Genomic DNA, 13283 nt, shown 5'->3' on the forward strand with positions numbered 1-13283 from the left:
TGCGCCCCGGGGCCGGGCTCACGCGGGAAGCAGCTCCTCCACGGGACGGAACGCGTACGGAAGCCCGAAGCAGCCCGGACCGAAGACCTCCAGGGCCTCCGGCGTCCGCATGATGTCGGGCGCCGCGATACCGATCACCGTGACCCGCTGCCCGTACCGCAGCGCCTCCGTCGTGATGGGCTCGCCCGTGTCCGCCTCGAGGACGCACACCAGGTCGGGCACCACACAGATCGGTTCCCCGTCGCGGAGCGCCGCCAAGTGCTCGTTCTGGAAGCGCAGCTCGAGCGACGAGTCGCCCTCGAACGCCGCGAACGTCGCACGGCCGCGCGCGAACCCGCCCTCCGTGCGCCGCTCCACATCGGTCACCTTGCCGGTGAACAGCACCCGCAGATGCCCGTAGATCGTGCCGGTCACCGCCTCGCCCAGCGCCTCGACCGGGTCACGGTGCGCCTCGCGCGCCTCGCGGACCGCCCGGCCGAGGGACAGCGCGAGGGACAGCGTGCGCGGCACCGCCGTGCGCTTCAGCTGCTCGCCCGTCATCGAGTACTCGGCGATCGCGGCGCCGCCGCCGAGCCCCACCGTGACCCGGCGCGCCAGGTCCTCGAGCCGCTTCGTCTCCTTGCCGGTGTCGAACACGCAGGTCTCGCCGTGCTCCCCGGCCATCGCGAGCGGCGACGCCGGGATCCCGTACACATGGAACGTCTCCATCTGCAGCTCGGGGAACGCCCGCCCCATGCCGTCCGCGTCGACGACCGGCAGCCCCGTGCGGGCCGCGACGATCAACGGGATCAGCGAATTGCTGCCGCCGCACTCGATGGGCATCGTCGCGTCCGCCGTGCGGCCCGTGAAGGTCTCCAGGGCGCGCAGCGCGGCCACCGGCTCGTCGGCGCCCGGCAGTTTCTCGACCATCACGGTCGGCGCGCCCATGTTCGCGACCGGAATGACGAACGCGTCGTCCGCCACCTCGTCCGGGTCGAGGACGGTCACCGGGCCGTGCTCGCGCATCGCCTCGCGCACCAGCAGACGGCCGATGGTGGGATCGCCGCCGCCTCCGGTGCCGAGGATCGCGGCGCCGCGCGCCAGGTCGTCCAGCTGCTCGGGGCCCAGGGTCCAGCTCATGTGCTCGTGTACTCCTTACGGGGGTGGGGGCGGGGCTCAGTCGACCAGTTGCAGGTCGCCCACGGCCTTGCAGCGGATCCGGGTGGCGTTGCCCGGCAGATACGGGACGGGGACCTCGTCGAACTCGACGATGCGGACCCCCGACGGCGCGGCGCCCGCGGCGACGGCCCGGTCGACCGCCTCCTGCCGCGCCTCGTCGAGGACGGCCTCGCGGCGCCCCGCGTCGATCGCGTAGACCCGGTCGACCTCGCCGCCGACCTGCGCGATGGCAGCGCCGATGGCGTTCGCGACCGCGAAGTGGTCGGGCCGGTGGACCGCCCCCGAGTCCGGCAGCGTGTCGGGCAGCAGGACCGAACCGCCGCCCACCGCGACCACCGGCAGCGGTTCGGGCGACGTGCGCATCGACTCGACCGCCCGCGCCACGTCGGCGGCGATGGTGTCGAGGGCCTCCTTCACCAGGCGGGCGTCGAGGTGCGCGACGGCCGAGCGGTCACCGATGTCGGTGAGCCCCGCCGCCACCGCGACGTCCGTGGCGGTGAGCGTCGAGCCGCCGAACACCAGGGCCTCGTCAGTGAGCCGGTAGCCGACCGAGCGCGGGCCGACCGCGACCCGGCCGCCGTCCTCGACGACCAGCGAGCCGCCGCCGATGCCGATACTGTGCACGTCGGGCATCCGGAAGTTGGTGCGCACGCCCGCCACGTCGACGGCGGTGCCCGCCTCGCGGGGGAAGCCCTGCGCCAGCACGCCGACGTCGCTGGTCGTGCCGCCGACGTCGACGACCGCGCAGGTCTCCAGGCCGGACAGGACGGCCGCGCCACGCATCGAGTTCGTCGGACCCGAGGCGAACGTGGCGACCGGGTACCGGCGCGCGTACTCCAGGTCCATCAGCGTGCCGTCGTTCTGGCTCAGGTACAGCGGCGCCGTGATGCCGAACCCGGCGACCGCCCCGGCCAGACCGTCCACGATCCCGGCGGCCAGCTCGCGCAGCGCCGCGTTCACGGCCGTCGCGTTCTCCCGCTCCAGAAGGCCGATCCGACCGATCTCGTGGGACAGCGAGAACGCCACGTCGGGACCGAGTTCGGCGCGCAGGATCTCCGCGGCGCGCACCTCGAACTCGTCGCTGACCGGCGAGAACACCGAGGAGATCGCCACCGACCTGACACCGTGCGCGGCCATGTCGGCGGCGTGCCGCCGCAGCTCGTCCGCGTCGAGCTCCGCGATCTTCCGGCCGTCGAACTCGTGCCCGCCGTGCGCCAGGTACGGCCGCCCGGCCACCGCCCGCGTCAGCCGCTCGGGCCAGTCCACGAACGGCGGCAGCGCGGACGTCGCGGGCAGGCCGAGGCGCAGCGCCGCCGTCGGGGCGAGGCCGCGGGCCTCGACGAGCGCGTTCAGGAAGTGGGTGGTGCCGATCATGACGGCGCCGACCGCCGCCGGGTCGAAGGCGTGCTGCGCGCGCAGCGCCTCCAGGGCGGACACGATGCCGGACGTGACGTCCTGGCTGGTCGCGGACTTGGTGGTGGCGAGCACCCGCGGTCCTTCGAGCAGGACGGCGTCGGTGTTGGTGCCGCCGACATCGATTCCGATACGCACGAGAAGGGGCTCCTTATCGGGAGGCGCCGGTGGCGGCGCGAGAGGCGGGGGAGTCGGGGGATGCGGGCGAGGGGCCGTTCCCGGTGGCACCATCCGACACCGGCGCGGCGGCACCCAGGTCCCGGGACACACCGACGCCGCGCACCAGGCCGAGCCGGCCCAGGACGACGTACGCGAGGAAGGCGAAGACGACCGAGTTGATGCTGGGCAGACCCCAGTCGACGAACTCGCCGACGCAGAACGCCAGCACCCACACGACGAGCGTCGCCGGGACCCAGGTCGGCGCCGTCGCGGGCAGTCCGCCCTCGGCACGGGAGGTGGCGAGCTCGCCGCGCCACCGCTTCACCACGAAGTACTCGGCGATCATCACGCCCGCGATGGGCGGGAAGGCGACACCGAGCAGCGTCAGGAAGTCCGCGAACCGGTCGAGGATGCCGGCCGCCGCGAGCAGGCTCCCGGCGACGCCGAGGACGACGGTGACGGTGGCGCGGTTGACCTTGCGGCCGAAGACGGACTCGATGAAGTTCACGACCCCGAGCCCCGAGCTGTAGAGGTTCCAGTCGTTGATCTTCAGCGCGCCCATGATGACGACGAGCGTGCCGACCCAGCCGACCGAGGACACGGCGATGGCGGTCACGTCGGCGGACCGGGTGGCGTGCGCGAGCAGCACGCCCGCGAGCCCCACCACGTACTCACCGAGCGAGATGCCCACGACGGTCTGCTTGACGACGTCGGCGGTGGAACGGTTGAAGCGCGTCATGTCGGGCGTGATGATGGCGCCCGCGATGGCGCCGCCCGCCACCAGCGTCGTGCCCTGCACCAGCGAGAGCTGCGGCCCCGGCGGGGCGGAGGCGACCAGGCCCCCGATGTCGTGGCGCAGCAGCTCGTGCACGGTGGACCAGCCGACGAGCAGCAGGAACGCGGGCACGGTGATGTACGCGGCCCAGTTCATGGAGCCGAAGCCCCACAGCACCACGGCCGTCACGCCGAGCCCGAACAGGACCGACCAGACGGGCGCGGGGAACACCCCGACAAGCCCGGCGAGCGCGTCGGCGGAGATCGCGGACTGGATGCCGAACCAGCCGATGAGGCTGAGCGCGATCGCGAGCCCGATCAGCGAGGAGCCGATCCGACCGAAACCGGTCCAGCGGGCGAGCACGGACGTCGGAAGCCCTTCCCGTACGCCGATGATCCCCACGAAGATCGACAGGACCTCGACGATCACCGAGCCGAGGGTGAGCGCCCAGAACGCCGTCCAGAAGTCCATGCCGAAGCCCAGCGTCGCGCCGAGCACGAACTGGCTGAGCCCGGAGATCTGCCCGAAACGCTGCAGGGCAACGGACCACCAGCTGTAGCGGGCGGCGGTGGGCACTCTGGTCAGGGCGTGGTCGTCCACCCCGACGGCGCGTGCGGCGGCCATCGAACCTCCAAGCGACTGCGGTTGTCCGCACGCTACGGCGGCCGCCGAAGGGGTGGGGTGGGCCGAGTGCCCGGTGGGGTGGAGGTGGCTGTGCAGAGTGCACGGTCAGGGGGCCGTGGCGTTACGGCGTGCGCCCGGTGCGGCCCACGATGCGGTCGATCAGCGGCGCGTCGGCGGGTGTCTCGACCGGCGCGCCCCACGCAGGCGGCGCCGCCTCGGTCAGGAACGACGAGACGTGGTCGTGGCAGGCGCGCAGCGTCTCCTCCGGCAGGTCGAAGGCCTGTCCGGTCGCCCGGGCGAGGTCCCAGCCGTGCACCACCATCTCGGTGAGCGCGACCTTGCCCCATTCCTCGTTCGTCAGCGTGATCCCCGGTCCTTCCGACTCGCCGTGCCAGGCGGCGGGGTCGTCCCACGCGTCACCGAGCGCCCGCACGCTCTTCAGCGCGCTCTCCCGCCGGTCGCCCGGCTCCGCGGGCACGGGCGCCTCCTTGCGGGCGAAGCCGGTGAAGGCCCGTGCCGCGTCGTCGACGTGGGCGATCAGCTCGCGCACGGAGTAGTCGGGGCAAGGGGTGGGCCCGGACAACTGCGCGTCGCTCACGCCGGTCAGTACGTCGATCATCCGGCCGCAGGCCGGCTTCAGGTCGATCACGGAAGGTCCTCCTCCGATGTCGTGCGGTGCCGTTACCGGTGCAGACCGCACCCACGAGGCGAACTCATCGGTGAATCCACCCTGTTGTGTGTGAAGCTGTGGCCATGGATCACACGCATGGTGACCTCAGCGACAGACTGCAGACCGACCGACCGCACTCCGCCCGGGTGTGGAACTACCTTCTGGGCGGCAAGGACAACTACCCCGTCGACAGCGAGGTCGGCGATGTCATCCTCGCGACGTTCCCCGAGTTCGCCGCCGTGGCACGCCAGCAGCGGCAGTTCCTCACGCGCGCCGTGCGCCATCTGGCGGGAGAGGCGGGCGTCCGCCAGTTCCTCGACATCGGCACCGGGCTTCCCACCGCCGACAACACGCACGAGGTGGCGCAGCGCATCGCCCCGGAGAGCCGGATCGTCTACGTCGACAACGACCCGCTGGTCCTGACCCACGCGCGGGCCCTGCTCACCAGCAGCCCCGAGGGTGCCTGCGCCTACCTCGACGCCGATGTACGGGACCCGGAGCGGATCCTGGCGCAGGCGGCCGACACCCTCGACTTCGACCGGCCGATCGCGCTGACCCTGCTCGGCATCATGGGCCAGCTCTCCGACGACGAGCACCCCGAGGAGATCGTCGCGACGCTCCTCGACGCGCTCCCGTCCGGCAGCTACCTGGCCCTCAGCGACGGCACGAACACCAACGAGGCGCTCAACACGGCGGTCGCCGGCTACAACCAGCAGTCCGCGCACACCTACCACCTGCGCTCGCCCGAGCGGATCGCCGGCTACTTCGAGGGCCTCGACGTGGTCGATCCGGGCGTCGTCGTCACATCGGCCTGGCGCCCCGACCCGGACGCGGAGCCGCCCGCGGACGCGGCGGTCGAGGCGGCGGTGTGCGGAGTGGGCCGCAAGCCCTGAACACGCGAGGTGGAGCGCGCGGCTACTTGCGCTCCACCTCCACGAAGGCGAGCGGCGCCGAGCCCGCGTTGACGACCTCGTGCTCGCTGCCCGCGGAGCGCGCGTAGGACCGGCCCGCGAACAGCTCGTTGCGGGTGACCGCACCGTCCGGGGTGATGACATCGGTCTGCCCATCCGTCACCGGCACCACCACGTAGTCGTACTCGTGCACGTGCCGACCGGTGCTCTGGCCCGGCTCGAAGTCCCAGCGGGTGACCCGGGTGCGCTCGTCCTCGTGCTGCACGGTGGCGCGGGCGGTGGTCGTCATGGTCGGCGCTCTCTCCTCGGTGGCATGTGGCTCGCAGGCTAACGCGATCACACCGCGAAGAGCCGCCCCGGGGCGGCGAACGCCTTGAACTCCAGCGCGTTGCCCGCCGGGTCGAGGAAGAACATCGTCCACTGCTCACCCGGCTCCCCCTGGAAGCGCACATGGGGCTCGATCACGAACTCCGTGCCCGCCGCCGTGAGCCGCTCGGCGAGCCGCTGGAACTCCGGGACCGGCAGGACGAGCCCGAAGTGCGGCACCGGCACCTCGTGCCCGTCGACCGGATTGCTGCCCGCGCGCGGCCTCGCTCCGTCGACCTGATGCGTCACCACTTGATGCCCGCCGAAGTTCCAGTCGATCCACCGGGTGTCCGAGCGGCCCTCGGCGAACCCGAGCAGCTTCCCGTAGAAGTCACGGGCGGCGGCGAGATCGTCGACGGGGATGGCGAGGTGGAACGGCGCGAGACTCATCGTCGACTCCTTGCGTGCGTGCACGGATGGTGAGTTGGGCCCTGTGATGCCTGTCCCGGCGGGGGCGCCGGTATGCGTGCGGTGGTGCTGCGCGGGGTGTTGACCATGGTGTGCGGCGAGCCTACTCTCCCGTCCGGAGTTCCGTTCACTGTCCGAAATCGCGAACAAAGAGCCGCGAGGAGAACGACGTGAGCCGCACCGAAAGACCCTCCGCGAGCAGTGCCACCCGCGCGCCCCGCACCGGCCCCGACAGGCGGCGGTTCCTCGCCGCCGCCGCGACCGGAGCCGCGGCCGCCGCGCTCCCCATGGGCGTAGCGACGACTGCGCACGCGAGTCCGAACGCGGCAGCACCGGCCGACGACGAGGCAGGCACCGTGCGACCCTTCCCGCTCGACGCCGTCGCCCTGCTGCCCGGCGCCTTCCGCGACAACCAGGCCCGCAACACCGCCTATCTGCACTTCGTCGACATCGACCGGCTGCTGCACACCTTCAGGAAGAACGTCGGCCTGCCCTCCGACGCCGAACCCTGCGGCGGCTGGGAGGCACCCGACGTCGAACTGCGCGGTCACAGCACGGGACACCTGCTGTCCGGGCTCGCGCTCACCTACGCCAACACAGGTGACACCGCCGTACGCGACAAGGGGCGCAAGCTCGTCGCCGCGCTCGCCGCATGCCAGGAGGCGTCGCCGAAGGCCGGCTTCGGCAAGGGGTATCTGTCCGCCTTCCCCGAGAGCTTCTTCGACCGCCTCGAAGCAGGGACCGGGGTCTGGGCGCCGTACTACACCATTCACAAGATCATGGCCGGGCTGGTCGACCAGTACCGCCTCACCGGGAACGAGCAGGCCCGCGACGTCGTCCTGCGGCAGGCCGCCTGGGTGGACGCGCGGACCGGCGCGCTGAGCCACGACCAGATGCAGCGGGTGCTGCGCACCGAGTTCGGCGGCATGAACGACGTGCTCGCCGACATCCACGCCCTCACCGGCGACACCAAGTGGCTCGACGTCGCCGAACGCTTCACCCACGAAGTCGTCTTCGACCCGCTCGCCAAGAACGAGGACAAGCTCGCCGGGCTGCACGCCAACACCCAGATTCCCAAGATGGTCGGCGCGCTGCGGCTCTGGGAGGAGGGCCTCGGCGACCGCTACCGCACCATCGCCGAGAACTTCTGGCAGATCGTCACCGACCACCACACGTACGTCATCGGCGGCAACAGCAACGGCGAGGCGTTCCACGAACCCGACGCCATCGCCGCGCAGCTCTCCAACGGCTGCTGCGAGAACTGCAACAGCTACAACATGCTGAAGCTGACCCGCCTCATGCACTTCCACGCGCCGCACCGCGTCGACCTGCTCGACTACTACGAGCGCACCCTCTTCAACCAGATGCTCGGCGAGCAGGACCCGGACTCCGCGCACGGCTTCAACATCTACTACACCGGCCTCGCGCCCGGCTCGTACAAGCAGCAGCCCTCCTTCATGGGCGAGGACCCGAAGGCGTACTCCACCGACTACGACAACTTCTCCTGCGACCACGGCTCCGGCATGGAGACGCAGGCCAAGTTCGCGGAGACCGTCTTCTCGCACGACGACGACCGCCTCCTGGTGAACCTGTACGTGCCCGCGGAGGTGAAGTGGCGCGCCAAGGGCGTCAGTTGGCGGCAGACCACCGGATTCCCCGACAAGGCGTCCACCACCCTCACCGTCACGTCCGGCGCCGCCGAGCACGAACTGCGTGTCCGCATCCCCTCCTGGACGAACGGCGCACGCGTCACCCTCAACGGCCGCGCCCTCGGCGAACGGCCCGAGCCCGGCTCCTGGTTCGCGCTGCGCCGCCGCTGGCGGACCGGCGACCGCGTCGAGGTGAGCCTGCCGATGCGCCTCACCCTGGAGCCGACACCGGACGACCCGGACGTGCAGGCCGTGCTGTACGGACCGGTGGTGCTGGCCGGGCAGTACGGCGACCGGGGCGCGATGCGGATGCCCCGGCTCGACCCGAAGTCGCTGAAGCAGACGGCGGCGGCACCCCTGCGCTTCACGGCGCGCGCCGACGACGAGAACGTCACCCTCCTCCCGATCGCCCGCACTCACCACGTCTACTACACGGCGTACTGGCTGACGGGCGAACCGCCGCCCCCGCCACCGGAGTTCGCGGCGTGGCACCGCTTCGACGAGACATCGGGCACGACCGCGGCGGACGCGACGGGCCACGGCAAGACGGCCCAACTGGTCGGCGGCGCCACCTGGACGACGGCCGGAAAGCGGGCCGGAGCCGTCCAGCTCGACGGCACGGACGGCCACGTCCACCTGGCCGACGACGTCCTGGCCGGCGCCACCACCTACTCGGTGGCGACCTGGGTCCGCCTCGACGGCGCCCCCGACGCCTGGACCCGCGTCTTCGACATCGGCACCGGCCCCACCGCCAACCTCTTCCTGACCCCGCGCAGCGACACCGACACCCTCCGCTTCGCCGTCACCGCGGGCGGCGCGGGCGCGGAGGACCGCATCGACGCCGACCCCCTCCCCACCGACACCTGGGTCCACATCGCGGTGACCTACGGCGACGGCACGGCGATCCTCTACGTCAACGGCGCGGAGAAGGGCCGCAACGACCACGTCACCGCCCGACCCGACATGTTCGGCAACCACATCCGCGCCGGCTACATCGGCAGATCCCAGTACGCGGACCCGTACCTCAAGGCGGCGATCGACGACTTCCGGGTGTACGGGAAGGCGCTGACGGCGGGGGAGGTGGCGGAGCTGGCAGGCGCCTGAGACACCCTTCTTCTCCGACGACATTGCAGCCGTGTGAACGGTTCGTTGAACGCGCCCCGGTGACCCCCGGGGCGTGTCAAGACTGTGCGGCGGCGCCGGGTGATCATCATGGCCGGTGCCGTCGGACACACCCACGTCGGACGTACGGAGAAGAGGCGGACGTGACGGACACCAGCGACCCACCCCTGCGGGAGGGCGGCACCAACGACGACCCCGGACTGCGCAGCGCGCTCAAGCAGCGGCACATGACACTGATCGCGATCGGTGGTGTCATCGGCGCGGGGCTCTTCGTCGGCAGCCGTGTCGTCATCCAGGACACCGGGCCCGCCGCCGTGATCTCGTTCGCGCTGGCCGGCGGACTCGTCATCCTCGTGATGCGGATGCTCGGCGAGATGGCCGTGGCCCGGCCCGCCGTCGGCTCCTTCCATGCCTACGCCCGCCTGGCCCTCGGCCCGATGGGCAGCTTCACCATCGGCTGGCTGTACTGGTACTTCTGGGTCAACGTGGTGGCCCTGGAAGCGGTCGCGGGCGCCGAACTCGTCCGCGCCTGGCTGCCCGGACTGCCGCTGTGGACGATCAGCCTCGCCCTCATGCTGATCCTCACCGCCGTGAACATGCTGTCGGTGAAGACCTTCGGTGAGTTCGAGTACTGGTTCTCGTCCATCAAGGTCGCCGCGATCACGGTGTTCCTGGCGGTGGGGCTCGTCTTCGTCATCGGTCTGTGGCCGGGGGCGCACGACGCGGGCGGCGTCGACAACCTGACCGCGCACGGCGGCTTCGCCCCGATGGGGCTCGGGCCCGTCCTCACCTCCGTGATTCCGGCCGTCGGCTTCTTCACCGGCGCCGAGATCGCCGCGCTCGCCGCCGCCGAGTCCGCCGAACCCGGCCGCAACGTCGCCCGCGCGACCCGCTCCGTCGTCCTGCGCGTCCTGCTCTTCTACGTGGGCTCGATCTTCCTCGTCGTCGCGATCGTCCCGTGGAGCTCGGACCAGCTGAACGGCGGCCCGTACATCGCGGCCCTCCAGGAGATCGGCATCCCCGGAGCCGACACCCTGATGCGGATCCTGATCCTCATCGCGGTGCTCTCCTCGCTCAACGCGGGTCTGTACTCGGCGTCCCGCATCGTGTTCGCCCTGACCCGCGAGGGCGAGGCACCGCGCGGACTCACCAAGCTCAGCCGCAGCGGAGTGCCGCGCCGCGCGATCCTCCTCGCGACGGTCCTCGGCTACGTCGCCGTGGTCTTCGCCTACGTGTCGCCGGACACGGTCTTCTCGTTCATCGTCCACTCCTACGGGGCGGTCGCCCTCTTCGTGTATCTGCTCGTCGCCCTCTCCCAACTGCGCCTGCGGGCCCGCCTGGAGCGCGAGGACCCGGCGTCCCTGACCCTGAAGATGTGGGGCTACCCGTACCTGAGCTGGTTCACGATCGCCGCGATGGTCGTCGTCATCCTCGCGATGGCGGTGCTGCCCGCGACCCGCGCCGACTTCGCCGCGAGCCTCCTCACGGTCCTGGTCGTCCTGGTCTCCTACGCCGTCCTGCGCAGGCGCCGCCGCGCCGAACCGGGCACAGGGGTTGACCTCAAGTCGAGTTGAGCTTCTACGTTCGGTGACACACAAGCCGAAGCGGACGAAGGGACCCCGATGAAGACGCTCGTACTGGGAAGGACGCCCGCCAGGGTCACGGAGGTGCTCGCCACGCTGCACGAGGACGGCTTCGAGGCCGAGGGCGTGAGCACGGACGACGAGGCGCGCAAGCTCATCGAGAGCGGGGAGTTCGGGGTCCTCGTCATCGGGGGCGGCGTCGGGCCCGAGTCCCGCGCCGAGTTGAAGGACCTCGCCGCGCGGCACGGCGTGCGGCGGGTCATCGACGGGGCGCTCACGGCCCCCTTCGACGCCTACGTGCGCCGCGAGTTCGAGCCGCTGATCCGGGAGGCCGGGTGACGGTCAGCCGCGTCCTGCGCGCAGCACACACCATCGAGCCCGCGTCCACCACGGAGCAGTACCTCGACCACGCCCTCGTCCTCCCCGAGGGCGTCGGCACACTCCGCGTGGAGCTGGACTTCGACAAGGTCACCGACCGCTTCCAGCTCTACGCCGCCGCCCTCGACCCCGACGGATTCCTCCGCGGCCACGTCCAGTGCCCCGGCGACCCCGGCCCCCGCCGGCTGGCCTTCGAGGTGGGCGAGGGCCGGGCGAGTCCCGGCTGCCACGCGGGCCCGCTGCCGCCGGGGGAGTGGACCATCCGCATCGACCTCGACCGCTTCACGCAGGGCGGCCGGTACGAGCTGCGGGTGTTCGTCGACGAGGCTGCCGCGGCGCCGCCACCGGTCGGAGCCACCCGCACGGCGCCGCACCACACCACCAAGCCGTCCGACGGACCGCCCACCTGGCTGCGCGGCGAACTCCACGCGCACTCCCTGCACAGCGACGGCTCCGCCGACCTCCCCACCCTGCTCGACGCCGCCCGCGCCGCGGGCCTCGACTTCCTCGCCGTCAGCGACCACTACACGTCGAGCCACTGGGCGGAACTGGACCGCCTGGAGGACACGGGCGCCGCCGAAGGCCTCGTCCTCCTCCGTTCCATCGAGCTGACCTCCCACTTCGGCCACGCCAATCTGCACGGCCTGTCCCGCTGGCCGGGCACCTACGTCGACGCCGACGGCTGGGACTTCGCCGACGCCGCGCGCGATGTGCACGCCCAGAACGGGCTCGTCGGCGTCAACCACCCCTTCAGCGGCCGCCAGGCGTGGCGCAGGGACGACCACAGCTGGCACGACATCGACCTCCTGGAGATCGACAACTTCGGCCAGGGCGCCAACAACGACGCGGCCCTCGGCCTGTGGGACCGACTGCTCACCGCGGGACACCGCATCACGGGCGTCGCCGGCACCGACTGCCACCACCCCGAGAAACCGGAACACCGGCTCGGCCAGGTCACCACCGTCGTCCGCGCCACGCGCACCCGCGACGGCATCCTCGGCGCCCTGCGGTCGGGCGTGGCCTACGTGTCCCGGGGCGCGGCGCTCCGGCTCTCCGCGCACACCGGAGCGGGGGAGTGCGGCATGGGCGGCGCCGTGCCCCTGGACGACGCGCCCCTCCACCTCGACGTACGACTCGACACACCATGCCCCGCCGTGCTGTTCGTGCTGCGGGACGGACTGCTGTGGCACATGGAACCCGTGGACACCGAAGGGCCCGCCCGGCTCCGCGTGACGGACCGTCGGCCGCGCCCCGGCACGTACTACCGCGCCGAACTGCACACCGCGAGCGACGACCCGTACTTCTGGGCCTCCTGCAACCGCTCGCACGCCTCGGCGCTCGCCGTGTCCAACCCCGTGTGGACCGGGACCGTCAGCTCGGCTCGGGCGCAGGACGCAGCTGGCGGAGCCACTTCTCCGTCCGGCTGAGGTGCGCGCCCGCCGCTGCCGCGGCGGCGGTGGGGTCGTGGGCGGCCAGGGCGTCGATGAGCGCCTCGTGGCCCTGGTCGCTCGCGGCACGCACGGCGGCGCCCTGCGCGGACCCGTACACGTTGTAGTGACGGCCGCGCGAGCGCAGCACACCGGCGAGCGCGGCCAGGGTCTCGTTTCCGGACGCCGCGCAGACCGTGCTGTGGAACTCGTGGTCCAGGTCGTGCAGCTCCTGCTCGTCCTCGGTGGCGCTGAGCCGCGCCTGGATGTCCCGCAGCCGCGCGACGACCTTGGCGTCGGCGCGGGCCGCGGCGAGCGCGGCGGCGTGGCACTCCACGGCGCGCCGCGTGTCGAACAGCTCCAGGAGCCCGTCGAGGGGCAGCACGTCGACCATCGCGGCGAACCCCGCCAGCATGTGCGGCGGATGCAGCGCGGAGACGAACGTGCCCGCGCCGTGCCGGGGTTCGAGCATCCCGAGCGCCGCGAGCGAGCGCACCGCCTCGCGCAGCGAACCCCGTGACACACCGAGCCGCGCGCACAGCTCCGGCTCGGGCGGCAGCCGGCTGCCGGGCACCAGCTCCCCGCTCGCGATCATCGCCCGCAGCCCCGCCGCGGCCGTGTCGGTGGCCGTCATCGGCTC

General features: G+C 72.0%; 12 protein-coding genes. 5 read left to right on the forward strand and 7 right to left on the reverse strand.

Going from position 1 to position 13283, the window contains the following annotated elements; all coding sequences use genetic code 11:
- Window positions 1-18: 18 nt before the first annotated feature.
- From ACTWJ8_RS39175 to ACTWJ8_RS39190, 4 genes are all read right to left on the reverse strand, one after another.
- Entirely contained in the window at window positions 19-1119 is a 1101-nt protein-coding gene (locus ACTWJ8_RS39175; protein WP_443262168.1) for a DUF917 domain-containing protein, read from the reverse strand.
- A gap of 36 nt (window positions 1120-1155) precedes the next feature.
- Complete coding sequence (locus ACTWJ8_RS39180; protein ID WP_443262169.1) at window positions 1156-2709, reverse strand: hydantoinase/oxoprolinase N-terminal domain-containing protein; 1554 nt, start codon at window positions 2707-2709, stop codon at window positions 1156-1158.
- 13 nt (window positions 2710-2722) lie between these two features.
- A complete protein-coding gene (locus tag ACTWJ8_RS39185) occupies window positions 2723-4129 on the reverse strand; it encodes a purine-cytosine permease family protein (protein ID WP_443262170.1) in 1407 nt (468 codons plus the stop codon).
- A 121-nt stretch (window positions 4130-4250) separates the two neighbouring features.
- On the reverse strand, window positions 4251-4778 hold the full coding sequence (locus ACTWJ8_RS39190) for a TIGR03086 family metal-binding protein (RefSeq protein WP_356385056.1): 528 nt from the start codon (window positions 4776-4778) through the stop codon (window positions 4251-4253).
- Between the two features lie 104 nt (window positions 4779-4882).
- Here ACTWJ8_RS39190 and ACTWJ8_RS39195 point away from each other — a divergent pair, with 104 nt between their 5' ends.
- A complete protein-coding gene (locus ACTWJ8_RS39195; protein ID WP_443262171.1) occupies window positions 4883-5692 on the forward strand; it encodes an SAM-dependent methyltransferase in 810 nt (269 codons plus the stop codon).
- A gap of 22 nt (window positions 5693-5714) precedes the next feature.
- On the opposite strand, the gene ACTWJ8_RS39200 is transcribed toward ACTWJ8_RS39195, so the two are convergent.
- Complete coding sequence (locus tag ACTWJ8_RS39200) at window positions 5715-5999, reverse strand: cupin domain-containing protein (RefSeq protein WP_356385062.1); 285 nt, start codon at window positions 5997-5999, stop codon at window positions 5715-5717.
- A 47-nt stretch (window positions 6000-6046) separates the two neighbouring features.
- The gene (locus ACTWJ8_RS39205; RefSeq protein WP_443262172.1) at window positions 6047-6466 is read right to left on the reverse strand and encodes a VOC family protein; all 420 of its coding nucleotides are present in this window, start codon (window positions 6464-6466) and stop codon (window positions 6047-6049) included.
- A gap of 188 nt (window positions 6467-6654) precedes the next feature.
- On the opposite strand from ACTWJ8_RS39205, the gene ACTWJ8_RS39210 reads away from it, so the two are divergent.
- The 4 genes from ACTWJ8_RS39210 to ACTWJ8_RS39225 all read left to right on the forward strand — a co-directional run bounded on the left by ACTWJ8_RS39210 (window position 6655) and on the right by ACTWJ8_RS39225 (window position 12643).
- Window positions 6655-9237, forward strand: a complete 2583-nt coding sequence (locus ACTWJ8_RS39210) for a beta-L-arabinofuranosidase domain-containing protein (protein ID WP_443262173.1) — start codon at window positions 6655-6657, stop codon at window positions 9235-9237.
- 161 nt (window positions 9238-9398) lie between these two features.
- Window positions 9399-10829, forward strand: a complete 1431-nt coding sequence (locus ACTWJ8_RS39215) for an amino acid permease (RefSeq protein WP_443262174.1) — start codon at window positions 9399-9401, stop codon at window positions 10827-10829.
- 48 nt (window positions 10830-10877) lie between these two features.
- Entirely contained in the window at window positions 10878-11177 is a 300-nt protein-coding gene (locus ACTWJ8_RS39220) for a hypothetical protein (protein WP_443262175.1), read from the forward strand.
- Entirely contained in the window at window positions 11174-12643 is a 1470-nt protein-coding gene (locus ACTWJ8_RS39225) for a CehA/McbA family metallohydrolase (RefSeq protein ID WP_443262176.1), read from the forward strand. The genes ACTWJ8_RS39220 and ACTWJ8_RS39225 overlap by 4 nt, the downstream gene beginning before the upstream one ends.
- On the opposite strand, the gene ACTWJ8_RS39230 is transcribed toward ACTWJ8_RS39225, so the two are convergent.
- Entirely contained in the window at window positions 12588-13277 is a 690-nt protein-coding gene (locus tag ACTWJ8_RS39230) for a FadR/GntR family transcriptional regulator (RefSeq protein ID WP_356385080.1), read from the reverse strand. The genes ACTWJ8_RS39225 and ACTWJ8_RS39230 overlap by 56 nt on opposite strands.
- Window positions 13278-13283: the final 6 nt, after the last annotated feature.

It is taken from the genome of Streptomyces sp. SDT5-1 (assembly GCF_052245995.1).
Classification (GTDB): Bacteria; Actinomycetota; Actinomycetes; order Streptomycetales; family Streptomycetaceae; genus Streptomyces.

Coding starts and splice junctions, on each gene's coding strand:
- ACTWJ8_RS39175 (WP_443262168.1), bottom strand. CDS start 1,119: ATGAGCTGGACCCTGGGCCCCGAGCAGCTGGACGACCTGGCGCGCGGC.
- ACTWJ8_RS39185 (WP_443262170.1), bottom strand. CDS start 4,129: ATGGCCGCCGCACGCGCCGTCGGGGTGGACGACCACGCCCTGACCAGA.
- ACTWJ8_RS39195 (WP_443262171.1), top strand. CDS start 4,883: ATGGATCACACGCATGGTGACCTCAGCGACAGACTGCAGACCGACCGA.
- ACTWJ8_RS39200 (WP_356385062.1), bottom strand. CDS start 5,999: ATGACGACCACCGCCCGCGCCACCGTGCAGCACGAGGACGAGCGCACC.
- ACTWJ8_RS39205 (WP_443262172.1), bottom strand. CDS start 6,466: ATGAGTCTCGCGCCGTTCCACCTCGCCATCCCCGTCGACGATCTCGCC.
- ACTWJ8_RS39220 (WP_443262175.1), top strand. CDS start 10,878: ATGAAGACGCTCGTACTGGGAAGGACGCCCGCCAGGGTCACGGAGGTG.
- ACTWJ8_RS39230 (WP_356385080.1), bottom strand. CDS start 13,277: ATGACGGCCACCGACACGGCCGCGGCGGGGCTGCGGGCGATGATCGCG.